Raw genomic sequence first — 22,208 nt, 5'->3', positions numbered from 1 at the left:
CCCGGTCGGCGTCGCCTGCGTCACTACCGTGGGTCCATGATCCGGCTGAGCCGCACCGAGGCCCGGCGCGTCGCGGTGCGCGCGCAGCTGCTCGACGGGGGCGGAGACGCCCCGACCGACCTGGTCGGGGTGGTGCAGCGGCTCACGTTCCTGCAGGTCGACCCCACCGCGGCGATCGCCCCCGCCGTCGACCACGTCGTGTGGTCGCGCCTGGGGACGCGCGTGTGGCCGGGAGCCGTCGACGACGCGCTCGCCGACCGGCTGCTCTACCAGCTGGTCGGCACCGTCCGGGCGACGGCGGACCTGCCCCTGTACGTCGCGGAGATGGCCGCGTGGCCGCCCGACGAGCACGGCCACGGCCGGGACTGGGTGGCGGCGAACGACGCGTTCCGCCGCGACGTGCTCGCGCGGCTGCGCGCCGAGGGGCCGCTGCGCGCGCGGGAGGTGCCGGACACGGCCGCCGTGCCGTGGCGCTCGACGGGGTGGACCGGCGACCGGAACGTCACGATGATGCTCGAGCTGCTGAGCGAGCGCGGCCTCGTGGCGATCGCCGGGCGCGAGGGCCGCGAGCGCCTGTGGGACGTCGCCGAGCGGGTGTACCCGCCGGTGGAGCCGCTGCCGCTCGCCGAGGCGCGCGCCGAGCGGGTGCGGCGCCGGGTGCGGGCGCTGGGGATCGCCCGGCCCCGGGTCCTGACCGGTGCGACCGGCGAGCCGTGGCGGATGGACCTGCCGGGGGAGCCCGTGGAGGTCGACGGGGTGGCCGGCGAGTGGCGGGTGGACCCCGGTGTCCTGGCGGCGGTCCGGGCCGAGCCGTTCGTGGGCCGCACCGCGCTGCTGTCCCCGTTCGACCGCCTGGTGCACGACCGGCAGCGCCTGCTCGACCTGTTCGACCTGGACTACGCGGTGGAGATGTTCAAGCCCGCGGCGCAGCGGCGGTTCGGGTACTTCGCGCTCCCGGTGCTGCACGGCGACCGGTTCGTGGGCCGGCTGGACGCGCGGGCCGACCGCCGCGCCGGGGTGCTGCGCGTGCACACCGTGCACCAGGAGGCGCCGTTCGACGAGGAGACCACCGCGGCGGTGGACGAGCAGATCGCCGCGATGGCCGGCTGGCTGGGGCTCGCGGTCGACCGCTGACCGCACCGCGGCCAGACTGGGCGGACCACCCGCCCGCCGACCCCGGAGGTCCCCGTGAGCACGTCCCCGCTGCCGTCCGACGCGATCGCGATGCTGCGCCGGCCCAACCCCGCCGTGATGGCCACGCTGCGCAGCGACGGCACGCCGGTGTCCGCCGCCACCTGGTACCTCTGGCAGGAGGACGGCCGGGTGCTGCTCAACCTCGACGCGACCCGGGTGCGCCTGCGGCACCTGCGCCGGGACCCCCGCGTGACGCTCACCGCGCTCGACGCCGACGACTGGTACACGCACGTGACGCTGATCGGCCGGGTCGTGGAGCTGCGCGAGGACACGGACCGCGCCGACATCGACGCGCTCTCCCGCCACTACACCGGCCACCCGTACCCGGACCGGGTGAACCCGCGCTGGTCGGCCGTCGTCGAGGTCGACCGCTGGCACGGCTGGGGCGCGCAGAAGGACTGAGGCTCAGGCCACCTGGAGGTGGCACCACACCAGCCGGGAGTCGCCGCGCACCCGCTCGACGCCCCACTCGAACGCGGAGCGCAGCGCCTCGACGGCCCGCGAGCCGAGCCGCTGCGTGGTCGCGGGGCCGCGCGCGGACACCCGCAGCACGGGTCCCACCACGTCGACCTCGAGCCGGATCGTGCCGCCCTGCCCGGCGCGCAGCGCGGCCTCGCGGGCGAGCTCGGTGCCCATGCGGCGGACCTCCGCGCGGTGGGCCGGGGCCACGCCGGCGCTCGCGGCGCACGCGTCGACCCACGCGCGGGCCACGACGGGCGCGCTGTCGTCCGCGCGCAGGTCGACGGCGGCGTACCAGGGCTCGGTGCGGGTGGGGGTCTGCTGGGGTGTGCGCACGGGCGGGCTCCTCGGGGCCGACGTCCCGCCCGGGTGGCGGCGACCCCTCCAGCCTGGTCGTCAGCGGCCCGCGGCGGATCAGCCGGGGTGCGCATCTTCGTCTCCTCCCGGCGCGGTACCGGGGGGAGGCGGGGTCATCCGCAGGGGTGACGGGACGCCGGCCCCGGGTCGGGGTCGACCCGGGGCCGGCGTCCGGGGCTCCGTCAGGCGACCGGTCGCGCGAGCTGCGGGTAGACGACCTCCAGCGGGGCGCTCAGCCCGGCCTTGGCCTGGACGGAGACGTCGTCCGCGAGGACCTCGTACTCGCCGGCCTCGACGGCGTCGAGCACGGCGGCGACCAGGTCGGCGGGGTCGGTCTTCGGGCCCTCGGCGTGGGCGGCCATCGCGGTGTCGACCCAGCCGACGTGCACCCCGACGACGTGCACGCCCTGCGGGACGAGCTCGAGGCGCAGCGAGTTGGTCACCGACCAGAACGCGGCCTTGGTCGCGCTGTAGATGCCGCCCACCGCGTACCAGCTCATCGCGGAGTGGATGTCGACGACCGCCGCGTTCTCCGCCCGGACCAGCAGGGGCGCGTAGGCGCGGGTGAGCAGCAGCGGCCCGACGAAGTTCGTCTCGACGCTGGCGCGGATCTCCTCGTCGGAGTGCTGCAGGATGCCGGCGCCGGCCACGGAGACGCCCGCGTTGTTGACCAGCACGGTGACGTCGGGCGCGGCCTCGACCACGGCGCGGATCGAGGCGGGGTCGGTGACGTCGAGAGCGAGCGGCACGACGCGCTCGTCGTCCCAGGTGCGGGGGGTGCGCGCGGTGGCGTAGACCTTCGCGGCCCCGCGTGCCAGGGCCTGGTGCACGAGCTGGGTGCCGATGCCGCCGTTCGCGCCGGTGACCAGGACGACTGCGCCGTCGAGAGTGGGCATGGGGTGCTCCTTCGGGTGGTGGGACGATGGGCGCCGGACCGGTGCGGGTGCACCAACGTCTGACTACACTCATAACTGACACCAGTCAGGATCTGTTCCCGGAGGAGCCCACGTGATGTCCGTCGCCCCTCGACCGGTCGGCCGGCGCGAGCGCAACAAGCAGCAGAAGCTCGAGCGGATCATGGCCGCGGCGGGCGAGCTGTTCGCCGAGCACGGCGTCGACGACGTCACGACCCAGCAGATCGCCGAGCGGGCCGACATCGGCGCGGGCACGCTGTTCCTCTACGCGAGGAACAAGGGCGAGCTGCTGCTGCTCGTGCAGAACGCCGCGTACGCCGAGGCGCTCGCCCGCGGCGTCGCCGGGGCCGCGGGGGTCGACGACGAGCTCGGGGCGGTGCTGGCGATCGTCCGCCCGGTGGTCGAGTGCAACCGCAAGCAGGTCGACAACGGCCGCACCTACCTGCGGGAGATGGCGTTCGGCGACCCCGACGAGCCGCACCACCGCGAGGCGCTGACCATCGCCGCGCAGACCGAGGCGGCCCTCGCCGACGTGCTCCGGCGGGACGGCCGCACGTCGGACGAGGACGCCGCCGCCCTGGCCCACGTCGTGTCCGCGGTGATGTTCCTCGCGATGGCCGCGAGCGCGACCGCCGCGGCCACCGTCGAGGAGGTCGTCGCGGACGTCGCCGCGCAGCTCGCGGTGGTCCTGCGCGGGCGCTGAGGGCGACCGTCCGGGCTCAGTCCCGGACGAGCACGGCCTTGCCCCGGACGCGACCGGCGGCGAGAGCTTCCAGGGCGGCGGGGGCGTCGTCGAGCGGGAAGGTCTCGACCGGCAGCGGGCGCAGCGTGCCGGCGTCCACCAGCGCGGTGATCTCGCGCAGCTGCGCTCCGGACGCGTGCATGAACAGGAACTCGTAGGTCACGCCCCGCTGCCGGGCCAGGCGCCGGACCTTGCTGCTCAGGGCACCGATCGCGAGGCGCAGCACCGGGTTCAGCCCGGCCTGCCGGGCGAACGCCGGCTCCGGCGGTCCGGCGATGCCGATGGCCCTGCCGCCCGGTCGCAGGACGCGGAGCGACGACAGCAGGGTGTCGCCGCCGAGGCTGTCCAGGACCAGGTCGTAGCCGGACAGCTCGGCCTCGACGTCCTGCGAGCGGTAGTCGACCACCACGTCCGCGCCGAGCTCGCGCGCCCGCTCGAGGCCTGCCCCGCTCGCCGTGGTCGCGACGTGCGCGCCCAGGTGCTGCGCGAGCTGGATCGCGATCGACCCGACCGCGCCCGCGCCGGCCTGCACCAGGACCTTCTGGCCGGCCTGGAGGTGGCCGCGCTCCACGAGGGCCTGCCACGCGGTGAGCGCGACCAGGGGGAGGCCCGCGGCCTGCGTGGTGCTGAGCGTGCGGGGCGCCGGGGCGAGCTCGTCCTGCGGGACGGCCACCCGCTCGGCGAACGTCCGGCCCGCGCCGACGCGCGCGTAGACGCGGTCGCCGGGCGCGAACTCCCGGACCCGCGCCCCGACGCGCAGCACGGTGCCCGCGACGTCGTACCCGAGCACCAGGGGCATCGTGGCGGGCAGGAGGGCTTTGAAATCCCCGGCGCGCATCTTCTCGTCCAGGTGGTTGAGTCCGGCGGCCTCGACGTCGACGAGGACGTCGTCCGGGCCGACGACGGGCTCCGGGACCTCGATCCGGGTCAGCGGCTGCTGGTAGCGGGTGATGCCGAACGCGTGCACGGGGTGCTCCGGTGACAGAAGAGACGAGTCGACTCAAGTTTGAGTGCACTCAGTAACGCTGTCAAGAGCGGGACGCGACGCCGGCGGGCGCGCACGGGCCGGGGCGGGTCGGCGGCGGCCATGATGGGCCGGTGACCGGATCGATCGTCCTCGCCCCCGACAAGTTCAAGGGCTCCGCCGATGCCGCGGCGGTCGCCCGGGCCCTGCGCGCGGGGATCCAGGACGTCGAACCCGGCGCGACGGTCGTCGAGGTGCCTGTCGCGGACGGCGGCGAGGGGACCGTCGACGCCGCGCTCCGCCGGGGGTTCCGGGCGGTGCCCGTGACCGTGCGCGGGCCGCTGGGCGACCCCGTCGAGGCCGTCGTCGCCGTCCACGACGGCACCGCGGTGGTCGAGCTGGCCCAGGCGTCCGGGCTCGCGCTGGTCGGCGACCGCCGCGACCCGCTCGCCGCGACGACCTTCGGCACCGGCCAGCTCGTCGCCGCGGCGCTCGACGCCGGGTGCACCCGGATCGTCCTCGGGCTCGGCGGCAGCGCCACCACCGACGGCGGCGCCGGTCTCCTGCAGGCGCTCGGCGTGACGCTCCGCGACGCCGGGGGAGCGGTGCTGCCGCCGGGCGCCGGGCACCCCCTGGTGGTGGCCTCGATCGACGTGACCGGCCTGGACCCCCGGCCGCGCGGCGCGCAGGTCGTCGTGGCGACCGACGTGGACAACCCCCTGCTCGGCGCCCGCGGCGCGGCGGCGGTGTTCGCTCCCCAGAAGGGGGCGAGCCCGGCGCAGGTCGCGGTGCTGGAGGCGGCGCTCGACCGGTGGGCCGGGCTGCTCGGACGCCCGGCCGCGGACCTGCCCGGCGCCGGGGCGGCCGGCGGTGCCGGCTACGCCGCGCTGGCCGCGCTCGGTGCGACGGTGCGGCCCGGCGTCGAGGTGGTCCTCGAGCTGGTCGGCTTCGCCGGGCTGCTCACCGGGGCCCGGCTCGTCGTCACCGGCGAGGGCGCGCTCGACGAGCAGTCCGCGGGCGGCAAGGCGCCGGTCGGGGTGGCGCGGGCCGCCGCCGCCGCGGGCGTGCCGGTGGTCGCGGTCGCCGGGCGCGTCGACCTCGCGCCGGACCGGCTGCACGCCCTCGGATTCACCCGCGCCTACGCGCTGACCGACCGCGAGCCGGACCCCGCACGGTGCCTCGCCGACGCGCCCCGGCTGCTGCGCGAGGTCGGACGGGAGATCGCGCGGGACCTGGCGCGCGACCGGGCTGCCGGCGCGTAGCGCACGTCCGGCGGCACGCGCCGCGGCGGGGCCGGGACCGAGGCCCCAGGCGCCGGGCCGCGCGGCTGGGGCATCCTGGTGGGTGCCGGTGACCCCGGCCGACCACCACCACCGCCCCCACGAGGAGAGCGCCATGAGCACCGTCACGACCACGACCCGCCCCGCCCCGCAGCCCCGCGACCTGCTGACCTGGGTGCGCGAGACCCCGGCCCCGGCGTGGGCCCCCGGGAGCCGCGGCCGCCTCGCCGGCTACGTGGCCGGGAGCATGGTGGCGTGGACGGTGCTCGGGGTCGCGGCGACGGCGGTGCTCGGCGCGCTGGTCGGGCTCGCGGGCTGAGGCGTCGCGGCCGAGGCGTCGCGGCCGGGCCGGTCCCGCGCCGGGCCGGTCCCGCGCCGCCCGGCCCGTCCGGTCAGTCGTCGGCGGGCAGCTCCGCGCCGTCCGGCCCGAGGGCGCCGACGAGCTCGATGTCCTCGGTCGCCGGGTCCAGCACGCGCTGCCGCCCCGGGCCGGTCGCCGCGGTCTCGAACCGGATCGCCACCCGGCCGTCGTCGCGGGCCTGCACCACCCAGCCGCGACCGTGCTCCGGGTGCAGGACGTCCAGGCCGGGCACCGCGTCGTCGTGCCGGAGCCGCCCGCGCCGGCGGCGTGCGACCGGCCGGAGCGCCACCTCGTCGGACCCGGGCGCGTCGTCGGGCCCGGCCGCCCGCGCGGGCGCGTCGTCACCCCCCGCGAGGTCGAGCATCAGCTGCGCGTGCTCCGACAGCCCGTGGAACGACACCCCGAGCAGCCGGACCGGCTCGGTCAGCTCGACCAGGTCGAGCGCCCGCCCCGCCGCCTCCAGCAGCGCGCCGCGGTCCGCCGTCGGCGACGGCAGCGTCACCGACCGCGACACCGTGCTGAACCCCGAGAACCGCACCTTGACGGTGACCGTGCGAGCCGCGCCACCGTGCCGCTCGAGGCGCAGCATCGCCTGGTCGGTCACCGCGGGCAGCTGCGCCGCCACCTGGGCCCGCCCGTGCAGGTCGCGCTCGAAGGTGTGCTCCGCGCCCGCCGACTTCCGCTCCCGGCTCTCCGCGACCGGTCGGTCGTCCCAGCCGCGCGCGACCCGGAACAGGTTGGTCCCGGCGGCGTCGCCCAGCACCATCGTGAGCGTGTCGAGCGGCTGACCCCGCAGGTCCTCGACCGTCCGGACCCCGATCCGCTCCAGGCGCTCCGCGGACACCGGGCCCACGCCCCACAGCGACCGCACCGGCATCGAGAGCAGGAACGCGTCCTCCTCGTCCGGCGCGACGACCCGCACGCCCGCCGGCTTCGCGGCCGCGGACGCCAGCTTCGCGACCAGCTTGGACCGGCCCATCCCGACCGACACCGGCACCCCGGCGAGCTCGACCGCGCGCGCCCGCAGCGCCTCGCCGACGCCCCGCCAGCCGTCGTCGCCCGGCCGGACGGCGCCGAGGTCCGCGAACGCCTCGTCGATGCTCAGCGGCTCCACCGCGTCGGTGCGCTCGCGCAGCGCGGCCATGATCCGCGCCGAGAACGCGCTGTACGCGTCGAACCGCGGCACGACCACGGTCGCGCGGGGGCACGCCCGCCGGGCGCTCTCCATCGACATCGCGGACCGGACGCCCATCGCCCGCGCCTCGTAGGACGCCGCCGCGACGACGCCGCGCGGCCCGGTCCCACCCACCAGCACCGGCCGGCCACGCAGGGACGGGCGCTGCGCCTGCTCGACGGAGGCGAAGAACGCGTCCGCGTCGAGGTGCGCGATGCTCGGCTCCGACCGCAGGCGCGGGGCCGTCACCTCGCTGCTCACGCCCACCACTGTGCCGCACGCGGGGCGGTGCGGCTGCCGCAGCGGGACGGTGCGGCCGCGTCAGCCGCGCGCGACCACCACGGCGGCCAGCTCACGGCCCCACGCACGGGCGGCGTCCAGCTCGCCCTCCGCCAGCCCGTCCGCCATGCCGAGCACGTCGAACGAGCGCGGCGGCGCGACGGGGATCGCACCCCGGTGGCGCAGCAGCCGCTCCGCGGACCGTGCGGCGGAGCCCGGCAGGTTCGGCCGGCGGACCTTGGTGTCGAACGTGGCGACCAGCAGGCCGTGGCTCGGCATCCGCAGCACGTCCAGCCACTCGCGGATCCCGGTGTGCCGGGAGATGACGGGCTCGGGGTGCGTGCTCCCGGGCGGCACCTCGCGCGCCGCCGACGCGCGCGTCTGCTCGCGGCTCATCCCGAAGGCGTGCGTCGGACCGCCCACCACGAGCAGCGTGATCTCCTCGGGGACCGTCGTGCCGCCCGGCTCCGCGAGCAGCGCGCCGACCTCGACGAGCCGCACGGGCAGGGTCGCGCGCAGCCCCTCGGCCACCGCGACCGCGACGTCCCGGGTGCTGCCGAACATCGACTCGTAGACCACCAGCGCGGACACCTCCGTCACCCCGCCCTCCGGTCGACGCCCCGTCGCGGGGCGGTCCTGCCGTGCACGTCCACGTCCCTGCTCCTTCGTGCCGCATCAGCGCGCGAGGTGGACCTCGCCGCTCAGTGCGCGAGGTGGACCTCGCGGTGCTCGATCTCGGAGATGTCCGTCGACGAGGCGTCCAGCAGCCGGTCCGCGAGCTCACGCAGGGCGCGGGCGGCGGCCAGCTCGTCGCCGATCTCGGGGACGTCCGGCTCCCCGGGGCGTCGGCGTGCGCGGCCGGTGCCGCTCATCCGGGTCGTGGCGCCGCTGCTGAGGATCGCGTGCGCGGTGGTCGTCCGGCGGTCGGACCCGGGCGCGTCCGACGTCTCGAACAGGTCGATCCGCACGTCCCAGGTCCGTGTCATCGTCGTCGCCCTCCGGGTCGTGCCGCGGGGCCGTGGACCCTGCGGCGGGTGCCTGGGGACAGCGTCCCGCGGCCGATGCGGCGCGGACCAGGGCCGGTCGACCCGGATCGCGGGACGTCGGACCCTGCGCGGGGCGGCGGCGGGCGTCAGTCGCGCAGCAGCCGCGCCGCGAGCACGGCGGCCTGGGTGCGCCGCTCGACGCCGAGCTTCGCCAGGACGTGCGACACGTAGTTCTTCACGGTCTTCTCGGCCAGGAACATCCGCTCGCCGATCTGCCGGTTGGTCAGCCCCTCGGCGATGTGGCCGAGGATGCGCCGCTCCTGCTCGCTGAGGTCGTGCAGCTCGTCGGGCTCGGCCGGTCCGGCGCGCAGCCGCTCCAGCACCCGGCCGGTCACCGCCGGGTCGAGCATCGACTGCCCGGCCGCGACGTGCCGGACCGCCCCGACCAGCTCGCCGCCGCCGATCTCCTTGAGCACGTAGCCGGCGGCGCCCGCGAGGATCGCGGCGAACAGCGCCTCGTCGTCGTCGTAGGACGTGAGGATCAGTGCCGCGACCGACGGGTCCTGGGAGCGGACCGCCCGGCACACCTCGATGCCGCTGCCGTCCGGCAGCCGCGCGTCCAGCACCGCGACGTCGGGGCGCAGCGCGGGGATGCGCCGCGTCGCCTCGGCGGCCGAGCCGCTCTCGCCTACCACCTCGATGTCGGGCTCCGCGCCGAACAGGTCCCGCAGGCCGCGGCGCACGACCTCGTGGTCGTCCAGGACGTACACCCGGATCTGGGCACCGGCGCTGCGTTGGGCCATGCTGGTGTTCTACCGCAGACCGACTGCCGCCGCACCGGTGGCGAGGTCGGGGGCGAGGGGGAGCGCACCCGATGGGTTCCGTGGGGCCGACGTCGCCGCCCGCGGAGCAGCCCGACCGCGCGGCCCGCGACGAGCTCGCGACAGCGCGGCGCCACGCCCGCGCCCTGCTGGCCGCGGTGGTCGCGGTCGACGACGAGGACGACCTGCACATCCTGCTCGGTCGGGTCGTGCGCGCCGCCTGCGTGCTGTCCGACGCGGGCTGGGGCGCGCTCGGCGTGCTCGACCCCGACGGCCGGGTCGGCGAGCCGGTCACCCACGGGACGCCGCCGCACGTGCGTGCGCCAGGGGACGGTCGCGGTGTCCTCACGGTCCCGGTGCGCGTCCGCGACGAGGTGCTCGGGGTGCTCTCGCTCGCGGGCAAGCGCGACGGGGCCGACTTCACCGGCGACGACGCGGAGCTGGTCGGGTCGCTCGCCGCGGCGGCGGGCACCGCGATCGAGAACGCCCGCCTGTACCGGGCGGGACGGCACCGCCAGCGGTGGCTCGAGGCGTCGGTGGAGGTCGAGCAGCAGCTCCTCGCGGGGATGCCGCGGTCCGCCGCGCTCGCGCTGGTGTGCGACCGCGCGCACGCGCTGGCCCGCGCCGACCTGGTGGCGGTGCTGCTGCCCGACGGCCGCGACGACCTGGTGGTGCGGGCCGCGAGCGGACCGGCCGCCCGGGCGATGGCCGGCGCCCGGGTCCCGGTGGGCCGGTCCGTCAGCGGGTCGGTCGTGCGCTCGGGCGTGCCGGAGGGCGTGCGCGACTTCGCCACCGACCACCGGGTCGCGACGATCCGCGGCGCCCCGCCGCTGGGCCCGGCACGGGTGGTGCCGATGACCGCCCGCGGGCACGTGCTCGGGGTGCTGGTGGTCGGCCGGCGCCCGGGCGCCCCGCCGCTGACCCCGGAGGACGGCGCGCTGGTGGACGCCTTCGCCCGGCAGGCGGCGATCGCCCTCGAGCTCGCGGACCTCCAGGAGCAGCGCCGCGGGCTCGCGGTGGCCCGGGACCGGGAGCGCATCGCCCGCGACCTGCACGACCTGGTGATCCAGCGGATCTACGGCACCGGGCTGACGGTGCGGAGCATGCGCCCGCGGCTCGACGCGGACCTGCGGGCCGTCGGGGACGAGGTCGTCGCCGAGCTCGACGCGGCGATCCGCGAGCTCCGGTCGGCGATCTTCGCCCTGCAGCGGACCCCCGGGACCGTGGGACTGCGCGGCCGGCTGGTGGACACGTGCCGCGCGGCCGCCCCCGCGCTCGGCCGCGAGCCCCGGCTGCGGCTGGAGGGACCGCTCGACACCGTCGTCCCCGACGACGTCGCCGGGCACCTCGCGTCGGTGCTCGGGGAGGCGCTGACGAACGTCGCCCGGCACGCCGCGGCGGGCAGCGTCGACGTCCGCGTGCACGCCCGGACCGACGGGGTGGAGCTGCGCGTCGACGACGACGGCTCGGGCCCGCCGCCCGACCCCCCGCCGCGCGGCAACGGGCTGCGCAACATGCGGTCCCGGGCGGCGGAGCTCGGGGGCACCCTGACCCTGACCGCGCGCCCGGGCGGTGGGACGCGGCTGCGGTGGGCGGTGCCCCTCGGGTCGGCCGCGTCGCGCCCGCGCGGCTGACGGGCGCGACGGCACCGGGACATCGGGCACCGGGGAGTCGGGCACCGGGGAGTCGGGCACCGGGACGTCCGGCACCGGCCCGGGGCACATCGGCGCGGGTACCGGCGCCGTTCGACCCTGGGCCCGGACCGGCCGGACGGCGCACCGTGGAGGTGGCGCCGCGACCGCCCGGGGCGTGGCCCGACGAGGGGAGCACGCCATGAGCGGCGAGGTGGTCGTGGGCGTGACCGGCACCGCCTCCAGCGGGTCGGCGATCCGCTGGGCGGCCGACCAGGCGGTCGCCCGAGGAGTCCCGCTGGTGCTGGTGCACGCGGTCGCCACCTCCCAGACCGGCACCGACGCCGCCTGGGACGACGCGATCGCCGCGGGCGCCGGTGAGCTGCTGGCCCGCGAGGCGGCACGCGTCGGCGTGGACCACCCCGGCCTGGACATCCGCACCGAGGTCGAGGCGCAGACCCCTGGCCGGGCGCTCACCCGCCGGTCCGCCACCGCGCACCTGGTCGTCGTCGGCACCCGCCGGACCACCCCCGCGCGCCGTGTGTTCTCCGGCTCGCTGGCCTACCAGGTCGTCGCGGGCGCGCACTGCCCGGTGGCCGTCGTCCCCCCGGACACCCCCGCGCCGGAGAACCGCGTCGTGGTCGGCGCCGACGGGTCCCCGGAGAGCGTGGTCGCCGTCCGCGCCGGAGCCCGCGAGGCCGACCGGCTCGGCGCCGTGCTCCAGGTCGTGCACGCGTGGCGGGAGCCGGCCGTGCTCGCCTCCGTGGGCTGGGTACCGCCGGAGCTGCCGTCCGCCGTCAAGGACGAGGAGCGCGTGGTGCTCGCCGAGGCCACCGCCGGACTCGCGGACCGGTACCCCGACCTCGACGTCGAGCGCACCCTGGTCCAGGCCGACCCGTCCTCGGCGATGCTCGCGGCGGCCGACCGCGCCCGGCTGGTCGTCGTCGGCAGCCACGGCCGCGGCGGCGTCGCGCGGATGCTGCTCGGCTCGGTCAGCCACGCGCTGGTCCTGCACGCCCCCTGCCCGGTCCTGGTCGTCCGCGGCACCTGACCCCCGCACGCCACGAGGGGCGCCTCCCGGTGGGAGACGCCCCTCGCTGCGTGCTGATCGGGAGCAGCCGATCAGACGTCGTAGTAGAGCTCGAACTCGTGCGGGTGCGGGCGCAGCCGGATCGGGTCGATCTCCGCGGACCGCTTGAAGTCGATCCAGGTCTGGATCAGGTCCGGGGTGAACACGTTGCCGGCGGTCAGCCAGTCGTGGTCGGCCTCGAGGTTGTCGAGCACCTCGCCGAGCGAGCCCGGGACCTGCTGGATGAGCGCGTGCTCCTCCGGGGGCAGCTCGTAGAGGTCCTTGTCGACCGGCTCCGGCGGCTCGATGCGGTTCTGGATGCCGTCGAGGCCCGCCATCAGCATGGCCGCGAAGCACAGGTACGGGTTGGACGACGGGTCCGGCACGCGGAACTCGATGCGCTTGGCCTTCGGGTTCGAGCCGGTCACCGGGATGCGGATGCACGCGGAGCGGTTGCGGGCCGAGTAGACCAGGTTGACCGGGGCCTCGAAGCCGGGGACCAGGCGGTGGTAGGAGTTCACCGTCGGGTTGGTGAACGCCAGCAGCGCCGGGGCGTGCTTCAGCAGGCCGCCGATGTACCAGCGGGCCATGTCGGACAGGCCGCCGTAGCCCTTCTCGTCGAAGAACAGCGGCTTGCCGTCCTTCCACAGGGACTGGTGCACGTGCATGCCCGAGCCGTTGTCGCCGAACAGCGGCTTCGGCATGAAGGTGGCCGTGCGGCCGTCCTCGTGCGCCACGTTCTTCACGACGTACTTGAACAGCTGCACCTTGTCGGCCGACTTGGCGAGCGTGTCGAAGCGGTAGTTGATCTCCGCCTGGCCGGCGGTGCCGACCTCGTGGTGCGCGCGCTCGACCTCGAAGCCGAGCTCGTCGAGCTGCAGCGAGATCTTGTCGCGCAGGTCCGCGAAGTGGTCGACCGGCGGGACGGGGAAGTAGCCGCCCTTGTACGGGGTCTTGTGGCCGAGGTTGCCACCCTCCTCGACGCGGCCCGTGTTCCAGGCGGCCTCGATGGAGTCGATCGAGTAGAACGACGAGTTCTGCTTCGTCTCGAAGCGCACGTCGTCGAAGATGTAGAACTCGGCCTCGGGGGCGAAGAACGCCGTGTCCGCGATACCGGTCGAGCGCAGGTACGCCTCCGCCTTGGCGGCGACCTGGCGGGGGTCACGCGTGTAGGGCTCGTCGGTGTACGGGTCGACGATGTGGAAGTTCAGGCAGAGCGTCTTCTCGGCGCGGAACGGGTCGATGAACGCCGTCGTCACGTCGGGCAGCAGCTTCATGTCCGACTCGTTGATCGCCTGGAAGCCGCGGATCGACGACCCGTCGAACATCTGGCCCTCGACGAAGAAGTTCTCGTCCACGGTCGCGGCGGGCACGTTGAAGTGCTGCATCACGCCCGGCAGGTCGCAGAACCGGACGTCGACGAACTTGACGTCCTCGTTCTTGATGAAGGCCAGGACTTCCTCCGGCTTGCTGAACATCCGCTGCTCCTCGGTGTCGACACGCCCGTACCGGGCTCCGACGAGGCTAGGCCGGTGCAGTTACCCGGGGGTGTGTGTCGTGTTTCCGGCGTGTTACGTGACCCCGGATCGGTGTTGCGGGGCGATGACGGCCCGGGCCGGCGGGGCCGCGGGCGCCGGTTACCGTGGGGGCATGGTCGATCGCGAGGACGTCGGTTCGTGGCTCGAGGGCCCTCCCGTGGGGCCGGGCCGCGCGAACGGCACCCGGCTGGGGCTGCCGGGCGAGGGCAGCGGGTCGCTGGCGCCGCTGTCGCGCCGGGTCGTCGCCCTGGTCGTCGACTGGTTCGCGTGCCAGCTGATCGCGTTCGCGTTCCTGCCCGTCGACGCGCAGGCGATCGGCACCCTGGCGATCTTCGCGCTGGAGAACGTGCTGCTCGTCGGCACCGTCGGGGGCACGCTCGGGCACCGGCTGCTCGGGATCCGCGTGCGCCGGGTGCTGCCCGCGCGCCTCGTGGAGCGTCCCGGTGCCCCGGCCGCCGACCCCGGTCCGGACGTGCCGCCGAACCTGTTCCTCGCGCTGGTGCGGACGGTGCTGCTGTGCCTGGTCATCCCGGCGGTCGTCTGGGACGCCGACGGTCGCGGCCTGCACGACCGCACCGCGGGCACGGCGATCGTCCGCCGCTGAGCCCGCCGGGCTGCCCCCGCTCCGGACGCACGAACGCGCCCGGTCCCGCACGGGGACCGGGCGCGTTCGTGCGTGTCCGGGGTGGCTCAGCGGCCGCGCATGCCCTTGCGGTCGGGGCGCGCGCGCATCGGGTCGACGCCCTTCGGGATCGGCATCTTCACGGCGCCGAGCGCGGTGAGGCGCTTGACGACCTCGCCCGTCTCCTGCTTGGTGAGCTGCGGCTTGAGGCGCTGCACCTTGCGGGCGAGCTGCGGCAGCGGGACCTGACCCTCCTCGCGGCCGACCTCGATCACCGTGATCGGGACGCCGTTGAGCACGCGGGCGGTGCGCTTGCGCTCGGCCTCGAGCAGCTTGCCGATGCGGTGCGCGGGGCCCTCGCCGACCAGGACGATGCCCGGGCGGCCGACGCCGCGGAACACCAGGTCCTGGGTGCGCGGGCCGACGGCGACGGGCTCCTCGGCGAACGTCCAGCCGCGGCGGATCGTGCCGAGGGCGGACATCGCGGCGCCGGGCTGGCCCTCGATGCGGGAGTACGCGGCGCGCTCGGCGCGGCGGGTGAGCACGAACATGGCGGCGAGCGCCGCGAACGGGATGCTCAGCAGCAGCATGTACCACCAGGTGAAGAACACCAGGCCGAGCAGCAGGCCCACCGCGATGACCCCGAAGAACACCGCGAGGATCAGCCAGGTGACCGCCGGGTCCTGCTGGCGGGTCATCTGGTACGCCTGCCAGACCTGGTGGTACCAGCGGGTCTTCTTCACCTTCGGGGGCTTCGGCGCCCCGGGGGCGGTCTTCTCACGGGCCATGCGGGGGAGTCTACCGGCGGGCGGCGGCGTCCCGGGCGCCGGACGAGCCGGACCTGCGACGGCCTGTCGGCGCCGCCGGGACCTCCGTCCCTCGTGCGCCCGGCGCGGGAGGCGTAAGCCTGGGAGGAGGTGGCGGCACCGGCGCCGCGAGCCGGCACGGGGGAGGCGGACATGCGGGTCCTGGTGACGACGGCGTCCCGGCACGGGGGGACGCGGGAGATCGGCGACGCGGTCGCGGAGGTGCTCCGGGAGGCCGGGCACGACGTGACGCACGCCGAGCCGGACGACGTGGAGGAGCTGGACGGCTACGACGCGGTGGTCCTGGGCTCGGCGGTGTACGTCGGGCGGCTGGCCGTCGCGATGCGCGACCTGGTCGACCGGCAGACGGAGCAGCTCGCGGCGCGGCCGGTGTGGCTGTTCTGGTCCGGGCCGGTCGGGGTCCCGCCGCTGCCGGCGTCCGAGCCGGACGACGTCCGCTCCGTGGCGCGGCGCGTGGGCGCCCGGGACGTGCACGTGTTCTCCGGGCGGCTGCAGCGCGAGGAGCTCGGGCTCGCGGAGCGGGCGCTGGTCGCGATGATCGACGCGCAGCCCGGTGACTTCCGGGACTTCACGGAGGTCGAGGAATGGGCGGCGGGGATCGCCCGCGAGCTCGCCCGGCCCGCCGCGCGCGCCCGGCGCTGACGGAGCGGTCGGGCGCGGGTCGTCAGGCGCGGGTCGTCGGGCGTCAGGCGGCCGGGGGCTCCTCGCCGCGGCGGGCGACCAGGAGCAGCAGCCCGCGCAGCTGGTCGACCTGCTCCGGGGTCAGCCCCTCGGTGACCATCGCCTCGGCGGCGGCGGGGTCGGACGCCTCGACGACGGCAGCGCGCCCGGAGTCGGTGACGGTGAGCACCTGCTTGCGCCGGTCGGTCGGGTGGGCCGTCCGGGTGAGGTAGCCCGAGCGCTCCAGGCGGGACACGACCCGGCTCATCGTCTGCTCGGTGACCTCGCACAACGCGGCGAGCTCGGCCTGGGTGTGCGGTCCGCGCAGCAGGATCACGAGCACCGGCTGGCTGGCGTGGTTGAGGTCCCAGGAGGCGAGGTGGCCGTTCCAGTCGCGCTCGACGCGGCGCGCGGCGGCCGACAGCAGGCGCCCGACCGGCCAGCCGCTGGGGTCGCGGGCGGACATGCGCTCCCAGCGGGGGTGCGGCTCGGCGTTGCCGTGCTGCGCGTGCCCCTCCACGTCGCGTCCTCTCCGTCGGTCCCGTGCTCGATCGTGCTCGGTCATCGATCGCCCGAGGCACATGTTGCCGGAATCGCCGCCGTCCCGCATAGTGCTCAGCATGCTGAGGAACTGGGTGCGGGGGATCGGCCGCGGTGCGGTCGTGCTGGTGGTGCTGGCCGGGTGGCTGGCGGTCGGGGCGTTCGGCGGGATGGCGCAGGGGCAGCTGTCCCAGGTCCAGACCAACGACTCGGCGGCGTTCCTGCCGTCGTCGGCCGAGTCCACGCGGGCCGCCGAGCTGTCGGGGGAGTTCACCGCAGCCGAGGCGCTGCCCGTCCTGGTGGTGCTGACCGGCGACGACGGCGAGACCCTCGGCGCCGACGCGATCGCGGCCGTGCAGCCGGTGGTCGACGACCTGCCCGGCGTCGCGCTGCCCGGTGCCGACCCGGCCGCGGGCGACCCCGCGACGATCGGGGACGTGCTGTCCGCCGACCCTGTGGTCGTGCCCTCCGAGGACGGCGAGGCGCTGCTGGTGCCGCTGTCCGTCGACGCCGCGTCCGCCGACCTGTCCCTGGCCGACGACGAGAGCGTGGTCGGCGCCCTCGTGCAGGCCGTCCGCGACACCCTGGCGGACGAGCTCGGCGCGACCGCGACGTCCTCCGGTGACGCGGGTCTGCGGGCCTGGGTCACCGGACCCGGCGGTTTCGTCGCCGACCTGACCAACGCGTTCGGCGGCATCGACGGCGTCCTGCTGCTGGTCGCGCTCGGCGCGGTGCTCGTCATCCTCGTGCTCGTCTACCGGTCGCCGTTCCTGCCGCTCGCGGTGATCTTCACGGCCGTGTTCGCGCTGTGCGCCGCCGCCCTGGCCGTCTACCACCTCGCCGACAACGGCGTCCTCACCCTGAACGGCCAGGCCCAGGGCATCCTCGCGATCCTCGTGGTCGGCGCGTCCGTCGACTACGCGCTGCTGATCGTCGCCCGGTACCGCGAGGAGCTGCGCGCCGTCGAGGCGCCGGCCACCGCGATGCGCCGGGCGCTGCGTCGCAGCCTCGAGCCGATCCTCGCCAGCGCCGGCACCGTCGTCGCCGGTCTGCTCTGCCTCCTGCTGTCGGACCTCGCGTCCAACCGGAGCCTCGGCCCGGTCGGCGCGATCGGCATCGCCGCGGCCGTGCTCGCCGCCTTCACGCTGCTGCCGCTGCTGCTGCTCGTCGCGGGCCGCCGGTCGCGCGCGCTGTTCTGGCCCCGCATCCCGCGGGCCGAGGTCGGGGCGCACGCCGCCGGACCCGCCGCCGAGCCCGTCCCCGCCGCCACGGACACCCCGGTGCCCGCGCACCACGGCGCGCACGAGGCGCCCGTCCCCGCCGCCGAGCCGCTGCCCGCGGGGCTGTGGGGCCGGCTGGCCGGCGCGGTCGGCCGCCGCGACCGGGTCGTGTGGATCGGCACCGCCGTCGTGCTGCTGGGCCTGGCCGCCTTCGTGCCGACGTTCCAGGCGTCCGGCACCAGCCAGGCCGACGTGTTCCTCACCGAGGTCGACGCGGTCGCCGGCGAGGACGTGCTCGCGGCGCACTTCCCGGCGGGCACGGTCCAGCCGGCGACCGTGATCGTGGCGCAGGACGAGGCCGACGCGGTCGTCGAGGCCGCGCTGGACGTCGACGGCGTGGTGTCCGCGGCGCCGTACACCGGCGCGTCGACCACGGGTGGGCCGCCGAGCGGTGCGGCCGGCGGGGCCGACGCCCCCGAGCCGAAGGTTGTCGACGGGAACGTCCGGGTCGACGTCGCCACCGAGGACGCCGCCGACACGACCGGGGGCGTCGCCACCGTCGAGGCCCTGCGCGAGGCGGTGCACGCCGTCGCCCCCGACGCCCTCGTGGGTGGCGCGGCCGCCGAGACGCTCGACGCCCAGGACGCCGGCACCCGCGACCTGCGGGTGATCGTCCCCGTGGTGCTGCTGGTGATCCTGCTCATCCTCATGGTGCTGCTGCGGTCCGTGCTCGCCGCGACGCTGCTGATGATCGCGAACGTGCTGTCGTTCGGCGCGGCGCTCGGCATCGCGGCCATCGTGTTCAACCACGTCCTCGACTACCCGGGGGCCGATCCGGCCGTGCCGCTCTACGCGTTCACGTTCCTGGTCGCGCTCGGCGTGGACTACTCGATCTTCCTGATGACCCGGGTCCGCGAGGAGAGCCTGCGGTCCGGGACCCGGGTCGGCGTCCTGCGCGGGCTGGCCGTGACCGGCGGCGTCATCACCTCGGCGGGCGTCGTGCTGGCCGTGACGTTCGCGGCGCTCGGCGTGATCCCGCTGCTGTTCCTCGCGCAGCTCGCGTTCATCGTCGCGCTCGGCGTGCTGCTCGACACGCTGGTGGTGCGCAGCCTGCTCGTGCCGGCGCTCGTGCACGACATCGGCGACCGGGTGTGGTGGCCGAGCCGGCTGTCGCGCCGTGGCGCCGACCGGCCCGGGAGCGCGCAGGAGGTCGCCGCGCGGTCCTAGGGGTGCAGCGGTCCTAGGGTGGCAGGCATGACGGACGCGCTGCGGGTGGGACTGGTCGGATACGGATCCGCCGGGCGGGGGATCCACGCCCGGCTGCTGCGGGAGGTCGGCGCCCGGGTGGTGCGGGTCGTCACCCGGAACCCCGAGCGGGCGGCGACCGTCCGCGACGACTGGTCCGGCGCGGCCGTCGACCCGGACGTCGCCGCCCTGCTGGCCCACGCAGCCGAGCTCGACGTGGTCGTCGTCGCCAGCCCGACCGGCGACCACGTCGAGCACGTCACCCTGGCGCTGGCCGCCGGGCTGCCGGTGGTCGTCGACAAGCCGCTCGCCACCTCCGCCGACGAGGCCGCGGCCCTCGCGCGGCTCGGCGCCGACGCCGGTGGCCGGCTCACGGTGTTCCAGAACCGGCGGTGGGACCCGGAGCAGATCACGCTGCGGGCCCTGCTCGCCGCCGGCGAGCTCGGCCGGGTGCACCGGTTCGAGCGCCGCTGGGAGCGGTGGCGCCCCGTCCCGCAGGACCGCTGGAAGGAGAACGACACCCGGGCCGGCGGTCTGCTGCTGGACCTCGGCGCCCACCTCGTCGACTCCGCGGTCCAGCTGTTCGGCCCCGTCGAGCGCGTGCACGCCGAGCTCCGCGCACTGACCACCCCCGCCGAGGACGACGTGTTCCTCGCGCTCACCCACGTCGCGCAGCCCGACGGCACCGCCGTCATCAGCCACCTGCAGGCCGGCGCGCTCGTCGGCGCGCCCGGACCGCGGACCCGGGTGCTCGGCGACCGGGGCGCGTACCTCGTGACGAGCTTCGAGGGCGAGGCCAGCCCGTTCTCCGTGCTCGACGCGGCGGACGACGGGCACGAGGGCTGGCTGGTGCGCGGCGACGAGCGGGTCCCCGTGCCGCGCGCCCCCGGCGGGCACCCCGACTTCTACCGGGCGGTCGACGCCTGGGTCCGCGCCGGCGGGGACGTGCCCGTCGACCCCGCCGACGCGGTGGTCACGGCCCGCGTGCTCGACGCCGCCCGGGTCTCCGCCCGCGAGCACCGCGCGGTCACCCTCCCGCACTGATCCGCGCCGCGCCTCGCGACGCCGCGCCGCACCCACCCGCGTGCACCCGCCCCCGCCCGCCGCCGTGCAACGAGAGGTCACGACACGCGAGTGCGTGCGTCCTCGCGTCAGCGTGTCGTGACCTCTCGTCGGCGCCCGGGGGGTGGCGGCGCGGGGTGCGGGGTGCGGCGGGCGCGGGGTGCGTGCGGGCCGCGCGGGTCAGCGCAGGATCGCGGCCGCCGCGTCGCGGGGGGTCGGGTGCCGGTGTGCGAAGCCGCTCGCGGTCAGCGCCGCGGGCGTCGCGCGCAGCGAGCCGAGGATCTCGTCGGAGAACTGCCCGAGCGCCAGCCGCAGCGCGAACCCCGGCACGGGCAGCACCGCGGGCCGGTGCAGACGCTCGGCGAGGGCGCGCACGAGGTCGATCTGGGTCGCGGGCTCGGCGACCAGGTTGACCGGCCCGCTCACGGGCGCGTCCAGCAGGTGCAGGATCGCGCGGACCTCGTCCTCGAGCGTGATCCAGCTCCAGAACTGCCGACCCGACCCGATCGGACCGCCGAGCCCGAGCCGGATCAGCGGCAGCAGCTTCCCGAGCGCCCCGCCGGAGGGCGCCAGCACGATGCCGGTCCGCAGGAACGCCACCCGGACGTCCGGGTGCGCGACCGCCGGAGCGGCGGCCGCCTCCCACTGCTCGACCACCCCGGCGAGGAAGCTGTCGCCGTAGGGGGTCTGCTCGGTGACGACCTCGTCGCCGCGGTACCCGTACGCACCGGTCGCGGAGCCCTGGAGGAGCACGCGCGGCGGCGTGTCGAGACCGGCGACCGTCCGCGCGAGCAGCCCGGTGGTCCGGGTGCGGGACTCGAGCACGACGCGCTTGCGGGCCGGGGTCAGCCGCTTGTCGCCGACGCCGGCGCCGGCGAGGTTCACGACCGCGTCCGCGCCGGCGAGCGCGACCGGGTCCAGCACGCCCGCGTCGGGGTCCCAGGTGCGCTCCTCGGGCCCGCGAGGCGGCCGGCGCACCAGGCGGCGTACCGCGTGCCCCTCCGCGCGCAGCCGCTCCGCGAGCGCCGTCCCGATCAGCCCGCTCGATCCCGCCAGCACCACGATCATGGGCCCGACCCTACGGCCGGGACCTGGGGAACGCCCGGTGACGCGCGACCGCGTGCGGGCCGACCAGGGGGCGCCCGGCGCCCTACCATCGCTGGTCATGGACGACGAGGCCGACCGCGCCCGAGCCGGGTCCCTGCCCCCGCTGTCCGTCGTCGCGGCGGACGCCGGTGTGTCGGTGCCCACGGTCTCGAAGGTGCTGAACTCCCGGCCGGACGTCGCCGCGCCGACCCGGGAGCGGGTGACCACCGTGCTCGCCCGGCACGGCTACGCGGTGCGTCCGTCCGGCAGCCGGCGGACGGGGTTCGTGGACCTGCGGATGCACGACCTCGACTCGACCTGGGCGGAGGCGGTGGTCCGGGGCGCGGCCCGGGCCGCCCGGCGGCTCGGCGCGGACCTGGTGGTGACCGTCGACCCCGACGCCGACCCGGCGTCCTGCGGGACGTGGGTGCGGCACGCGCTCGCCCGGGGCACCGACGGCCTGGTGAGCGTGGTGGGCGTGCCGGACGCGGGCTCCCGCGCGGACCTCGACCGGGCCGGGGTGCCGCTGGTCGTCGTCGACCCGCAGGTCCGCGGCGACGACGGGCTGCGGGTGGTCGGCGCGACGAACTTCCGCGGGGGCCTCGACGCGACGGACCACCTGATCGCGCTCGGCCACCGGCGGATCGCCACGATCACCGGGCCGCAGGACCAGGACAACGCGGTGGCGCGGCTCGCGGGCTACCGGACGGCGCTGATCCGCGCGGGTCTGGCGGTCGACGAGGAGCTGGTGCGCGGCGGGGCGTACGGGGTGGACGCGGGGTTCCGCGCGGCGGAGGTGCTGCTGCGCCTCGACGACCCGCCGACGGCCGTGTTCGCGGCGAGCGACGACACGGCGATCGGCGTGCTGCGCGCGGCCCGGGAGCACGGTGTGCGCGTGCCGGAGGACCTGTCGGTGGTGGGGTTCGACGACGTCCCGGTCGCGGCGTGGCTGGACCCCGCCCTGACCACGGTCCGGCAGCCGCTGACGGAGATGGGCGACGCCGCGGTCACCCTGGTCCACCGGGCCCGGACCTCCGACCCGGGCCCCGCCCACGTCGAGCTCGCCACGACGCTGGTCCCGCGGGCCTCGTCCACGCCCCCGGCCGCCCTCCCTCCCCGGGTGGATCCACCCCGCGCGTGAGCCGGGCGGCGTGGAAGGACCCTGTCCGCCACACCC

Annotated in this window: 23 protein-coding genes; 12 read left to right on the top strand and 11 right to left on the bottom strand. The window is 76.5% G+C overall.

The window, feature by feature from the left end:
• Positions 1 to 36 precede the first annotated feature (36 nt).
• Positions 37 to 1,134, top strand: coding sequence for a DNA glycosylase AlkZ-like family protein (locus tag AC1VL8_RS16130; RefSeq protein ID WP_483075865.1), 1,098 nt, complete (start codon positions 37 to 39; stop codon positions 1,132 to 1,134).
• 54 nt (positions 1,135 to 1,188) lie between these two features.
• Entirely contained in the window at positions 1,189 to 1,596 is a 408-nt protein-coding gene (locus AC1VL8_RS16125) for a PPOX class F420-dependent oxidoreductase (RefSeq protein ID WP_389229992.1), read from the top strand.
• A 3-nt stretch (positions 1,597 to 1,599) separates the two neighbouring features.
• On the opposite strand, the gene AC1VL8_RS16120 is transcribed toward AC1VL8_RS16125, so the two are convergent.
• On the bottom strand, positions 1,600 to 1,989 hold the full coding sequence (locus AC1VL8_RS16120; RefSeq protein WP_483075864.1) for a hypothetical protein: 390 nt from the start codon (positions 1,987 to 1,989) through the stop codon (positions 1,600 to 1,602).
• Between the two features lie 203 nt (positions 1,990 to 2,192).
• A complete protein-coding gene (locus AC1VL8_RS16115; protein WP_483075863.1) occupies positions 2,193 to 2,906 on the bottom strand; it encodes an SDR family oxidoreductase in 714 nt (237 codons plus the stop codon).
• 115 nt (positions 2,907 to 3,021) lie between these two features.
• Here AC1VL8_RS16115 and AC1VL8_RS16110 point away from each other — a divergent pair, with 115 nt between their 5' ends.
• Entirely contained in the window at positions 3,022 to 3,627 is a 606-nt protein-coding gene (locus AC1VL8_RS16110; RefSeq protein WP_483075862.1) for a TetR/AcrR family transcriptional regulator, read from the top strand.
• Positions 3,628 to 3,643: 16 nt separating this feature from the next.
• On the opposite strand, the gene AC1VL8_RS16105 is transcribed toward AC1VL8_RS16110, so the two are convergent.
• Positions 3,644 to 4,633 (bottom strand): NADP-dependent oxidoreductase, encoded by a 990-nt coding sequence (locus AC1VL8_RS16105; protein ID WP_483075861.1) that lies wholly within the window; start codon positions 4,631 to 4,633, stop codon positions 3,644 to 3,646.
• Between the two features lie 131 nt (positions 4,634 to 4,764).
• Between AC1VL8_RS16105 and AC1VL8_RS16100 the strand changes: the two genes are divergently transcribed.
• Positions 4,765 to 5,892, top strand: coding sequence for a glycerate kinase (locus AC1VL8_RS16100; protein ID WP_483075860.1), 1,128 nt, complete (start codon positions 4,765 to 4,767; stop codon positions 5,890 to 5,892).
• A 133-nt stretch (positions 5,893 to 6,025) separates the two neighbouring features.
• Positions 6,026 to 6,229 carry a hypothetical protein gene (locus tag AC1VL8_RS16095; protein WP_483075859.1) on the top strand — a complete coding sequence of 68 codons (204 nt, stop codon included), beginning with the start codon at positions 6,026 to 6,028 and terminating at the stop codon, positions 6,227 to 6,229.
• Between the two features lie 73 nt (positions 6,230 to 6,302).
• On the opposite strand, the gene AC1VL8_RS16090 is transcribed toward AC1VL8_RS16095, so the two are convergent.
• The 4 genes from AC1VL8_RS16090 to AC1VL8_RS16075 all read right to left on the bottom strand — a co-directional run bounded on the left by AC1VL8_RS16090 (position 6,303) and on the right by AC1VL8_RS16075 (position 9,513).
• Entirely contained in the window at positions 6,303 to 7,706 is a 1,404-nt protein-coding gene (locus AC1VL8_RS16090) for a DNA polymerase IV (RefSeq protein ID WP_483075858.1), read from the bottom strand.
• A 60-nt stretch (positions 7,707 to 7,766) separates the two neighbouring features.
• Positions 7,767 to 8,324, bottom strand: a complete 558-nt coding sequence (locus AC1VL8_RS16085) for a flavodoxin family protein (RefSeq protein ID WP_483075857.1) — start codon at positions 8,322 to 8,324, stop codon at positions 7,767 to 7,769.
• 101 nt (positions 8,325 to 8,425) lie between these two features.
• Complete coding sequence (locus AC1VL8_RS16080) at positions 8,426 to 8,710, bottom strand: dsRBD fold-containing protein (RefSeq protein WP_389229958.1); 285 nt, start codon at positions 8,708 to 8,710, stop codon at positions 8,426 to 8,428.
• A gap of 146 nt (positions 8,711 to 8,856) precedes the next feature.
• On the bottom strand, positions 8,857 to 9,513 hold the full coding sequence (locus tag AC1VL8_RS16075) for a response regulator (protein ID WP_389229955.1): 657 nt from the start codon (positions 9,511 to 9,513) through the stop codon (positions 8,857 to 8,859).
• A gap of 71 nt (positions 9,514 to 9,584) precedes the next feature.
• On the opposite strand from AC1VL8_RS16075, the gene AC1VL8_RS16070 reads away from it, so the two are divergent.
• Complete coding sequence (locus tag AC1VL8_RS16070; protein WP_483075856.1) at positions 9,585 to 11,165, top strand: GAF domain-containing protein; 1,581 nt, start codon at positions 9,585 to 9,587, stop codon at positions 11,163 to 11,165.
• A gap of 199 nt (positions 11,166 to 11,364) precedes the next feature.
• The gene (locus AC1VL8_RS16065) at positions 11,365 to 12,213 is read left to right on the top strand and encodes a universal stress protein (protein WP_483075855.1); all 849 of its coding nucleotides are present in this window, start codon (positions 11,365 to 11,367) and stop codon (positions 12,211 to 12,213) included.
• A 71-nt stretch (positions 12,214 to 12,284) separates the two neighbouring features.
• Here AC1VL8_RS16065 and glnA read toward each other — a convergent pair whose 3' ends face one another.
• A complete protein-coding gene (gene glnA, locus AC1VL8_RS16060) occupies positions 12,285 to 13,709 on the bottom strand; it encodes a type I glutamate--ammonia ligase (RefSeq protein ID WP_389229946.1) in 1,425 nt (474 codons plus the stop codon).
• A 172-nt stretch (positions 13,710 to 13,881) separates the two neighbouring features.
• Between glnA and AC1VL8_RS16055 the strand changes: the two genes are divergently transcribed.
• Positions 13,882 to 14,373 carry an RDD family protein gene (locus tag AC1VL8_RS16055; RefSeq protein ID WP_483075854.1) on the top strand — a complete coding sequence of 164 codons (492 nt, stop codon included), beginning with the start codon at positions 13,882 to 13,884 and terminating at the stop codon, positions 14,371 to 14,373.
• 86 nt (positions 14,374 to 14,459) lie between these two features.
• Here the strand turns inward: AC1VL8_RS16055 and AC1VL8_RS16050 are convergent, their stop codons facing one another.
• Entirely contained in the window at positions 14,460 to 15,179 is a 720-nt protein-coding gene (locus tag AC1VL8_RS16050) for a DUF4191 domain-containing protein (RefSeq protein ID WP_389229940.1), read from the bottom strand.
• 171 nt (positions 15,180 to 15,350) lie between these two features.
• On the opposite strand from AC1VL8_RS16050, the gene AC1VL8_RS16045 reads away from it, so the two are divergent.
• Positions 15,351 to 15,860, top strand: coding sequence for a flavodoxin domain-containing protein (locus tag AC1VL8_RS16045; protein WP_483075853.1), 510 nt, complete (start codon positions 15,351 to 15,353; stop codon positions 15,858 to 15,860).
• A 43-nt stretch (positions 15,861 to 15,903) separates the two neighbouring features.
• On the opposite strand, the gene AC1VL8_RS16040 is transcribed toward AC1VL8_RS16045, so the two are convergent.
• The gene (locus AC1VL8_RS16040; RefSeq protein ID WP_483075852.1) at positions 15,904 to 16,398 is read right to left on the bottom strand and encodes a MarR family winged helix-turn-helix transcriptional regulator; all 495 of its coding nucleotides are present in this window, start codon (positions 16,396 to 16,398) and stop codon (positions 15,904 to 15,906) included.
• 100 nt (positions 16,399 to 16,498) lie between these two features.
• Between AC1VL8_RS16040 and AC1VL8_RS16035 the strand changes: the two genes are divergently transcribed.
• A complete protein-coding gene (locus AC1VL8_RS16035) occupies positions 16,499 to 18,865 on the top strand; it encodes an MMPL family transporter (RefSeq protein WP_483075851.1) in 2,367 nt (788 codons plus the stop codon).
• Between the two features lie 27 nt (positions 18,866 to 18,892).
• Positions 18,893 to 19,927: a Gfo/Idh/MocA family protein gene (locus AC1VL8_RS16030; protein ID WP_483075850.1), complete on the top strand. Its 1,035-nt coding sequence runs from the start codon at positions 18,893 to 18,895 to the stop codon at positions 19,925 to 19,927.
• A gap of 198 nt (positions 19,928 to 20,125) precedes the next feature.
• Here the strand turns inward: AC1VL8_RS16030 and AC1VL8_RS16025 are convergent, their stop codons facing one another.
• On the bottom strand, positions 20,126 to 21,013 hold the full coding sequence (locus AC1VL8_RS16025) for a TIGR01777 family oxidoreductase (protein ID WP_483075849.1): 888 nt from the start codon (positions 21,011 to 21,013) through the stop codon (positions 20,126 to 20,128).
• 97 nt (positions 21,014 to 21,110) lie between these two features.
• On the opposite strand from AC1VL8_RS16025, the gene AC1VL8_RS16020 reads away from it, so the two are divergent.
• The gene (locus AC1VL8_RS16020; protein ID WP_483075848.1) at positions 21,111 to 22,172 is read left to right on the top strand and encodes a LacI family DNA-binding transcriptional regulator; all 1,062 of its coding nucleotides are present in this window, start codon (positions 21,111 to 21,113) and stop codon (positions 22,170 to 22,172) included.
• Positions 22,173 to 22,208 lie beyond the last annotated feature (36 nt).

The organism is Cellulomonas sp. KU4C (genome assembly GCF_056868065.1).
This window is presented reverse-complemented; position numbering and strand designations above follow the sequence as displayed.

Excerpts from the sequence above, each read along its gene's own strand:
- AC1VL8_RS16130 (WP_483075865.1), top strand. The coding sequence starts at position 37 with ATGATCCGGCTGAGCCGCACCGAGGCCCGGCGCGTCGCGGTGCGCGCG.
- AC1VL8_RS16115 (WP_483075863.1), bottom strand. The coding sequence starts at position 2,906 with ATGCCCACTCTCGACGGCGCAGTCGTCCTGGTCACCGGCGCGAACGGC.
- AC1VL8_RS16110 (WP_483075862.1), top strand. The coding sequence starts at position 3,022 with ATGTCCGTCGCCCCTCGACCGGTCGGCCGGCGCGAGCGCAACAAGCAG.
- AC1VL8_RS16095 (WP_483075859.1), top strand. The coding sequence starts at position 6,026 with ATGAGCACCGTCACGACCACGACCCGCCCCGCCCCGCAGCCCCGCGAC.
- AC1VL8_RS16080 (WP_389229958.1), bottom strand. The coding sequence starts at position 8,710 with ATGACACGGACCTGGGACGTGCGGATCGACCTGTTCGAGACGTCGGAC.
- AC1VL8_RS16075 (WP_389229955.1), bottom strand. The coding sequence starts at position 9,513 with ATGGCCCAACGCAGCGCCGGTGCCCAGATCCGGGTGTACGTCCTGGAC.
- AC1VL8_RS16070 (WP_483075856.1), top strand. The coding sequence starts at position 9,585 with ATGGGTTCCGTGGGGCCGACGTCGCCGCCCGCGGAGCAGCCCGACCGC.
- AC1VL8_RS16065 (WP_483075855.1), top strand. The coding sequence starts at position 11,365 with ATGAGCGGCGAGGTGGTCGTGGGCGTGACCGGCACCGCCTCCAGCGGG.
- glnA (WP_389229946.1), bottom strand. The coding sequence starts at position 13,709 with ATGTTCAGCAAGCCGGAGGAAGTCCTGGCCTTCATCAAGAACGAGGAC.
- AC1VL8_RS16055 (WP_483075854.1), top strand. The coding sequence starts at position 13,882 with ATGGTCGATCGCGAGGACGTCGGTTCGTGGCTCGAGGGCCCTCCCGTG.
- AC1VL8_RS16050 (WP_389229940.1), bottom strand. The coding sequence starts at position 15,179 with ATGGCCCGTGAGAAGACCGCCCCCGGGGCGCCGAAGCCCCCGAAGGTG.
- AC1VL8_RS16045 (WP_483075853.1), top strand. The coding sequence starts at position 15,351 with ATGCGGGTCCTGGTGACGACGGCGTCCCGGCACGGGGGGACGCGGGAG.
- AC1VL8_RS16035 (WP_483075851.1), top strand. The coding sequence starts at position 16,499 with ATGCTGAGGAACTGGGTGCGGGGGATCGGCCGCGGTGCGGTCGTGCTG.
- AC1VL8_RS16030 (WP_483075850.1), top strand. The coding sequence starts at position 18,893 with ATGACGGACGCGCTGCGGGTGGGACTGGTCGGATACGGATCCGCCGGG.
- AC1VL8_RS16025 (WP_483075849.1), bottom strand. The coding sequence starts at position 21,013 with ATGATCGTGGTGCTGGCGGGATCGAGCGGGCTGATCGGGACGGCGCTC.
- AC1VL8_RS16020 (WP_483075848.1), top strand. The coding sequence starts at position 21,111 with ATGGACGACGAGGCCGACCGCGCCCGAGCCGGGTCCCTGCCCCCGCTG.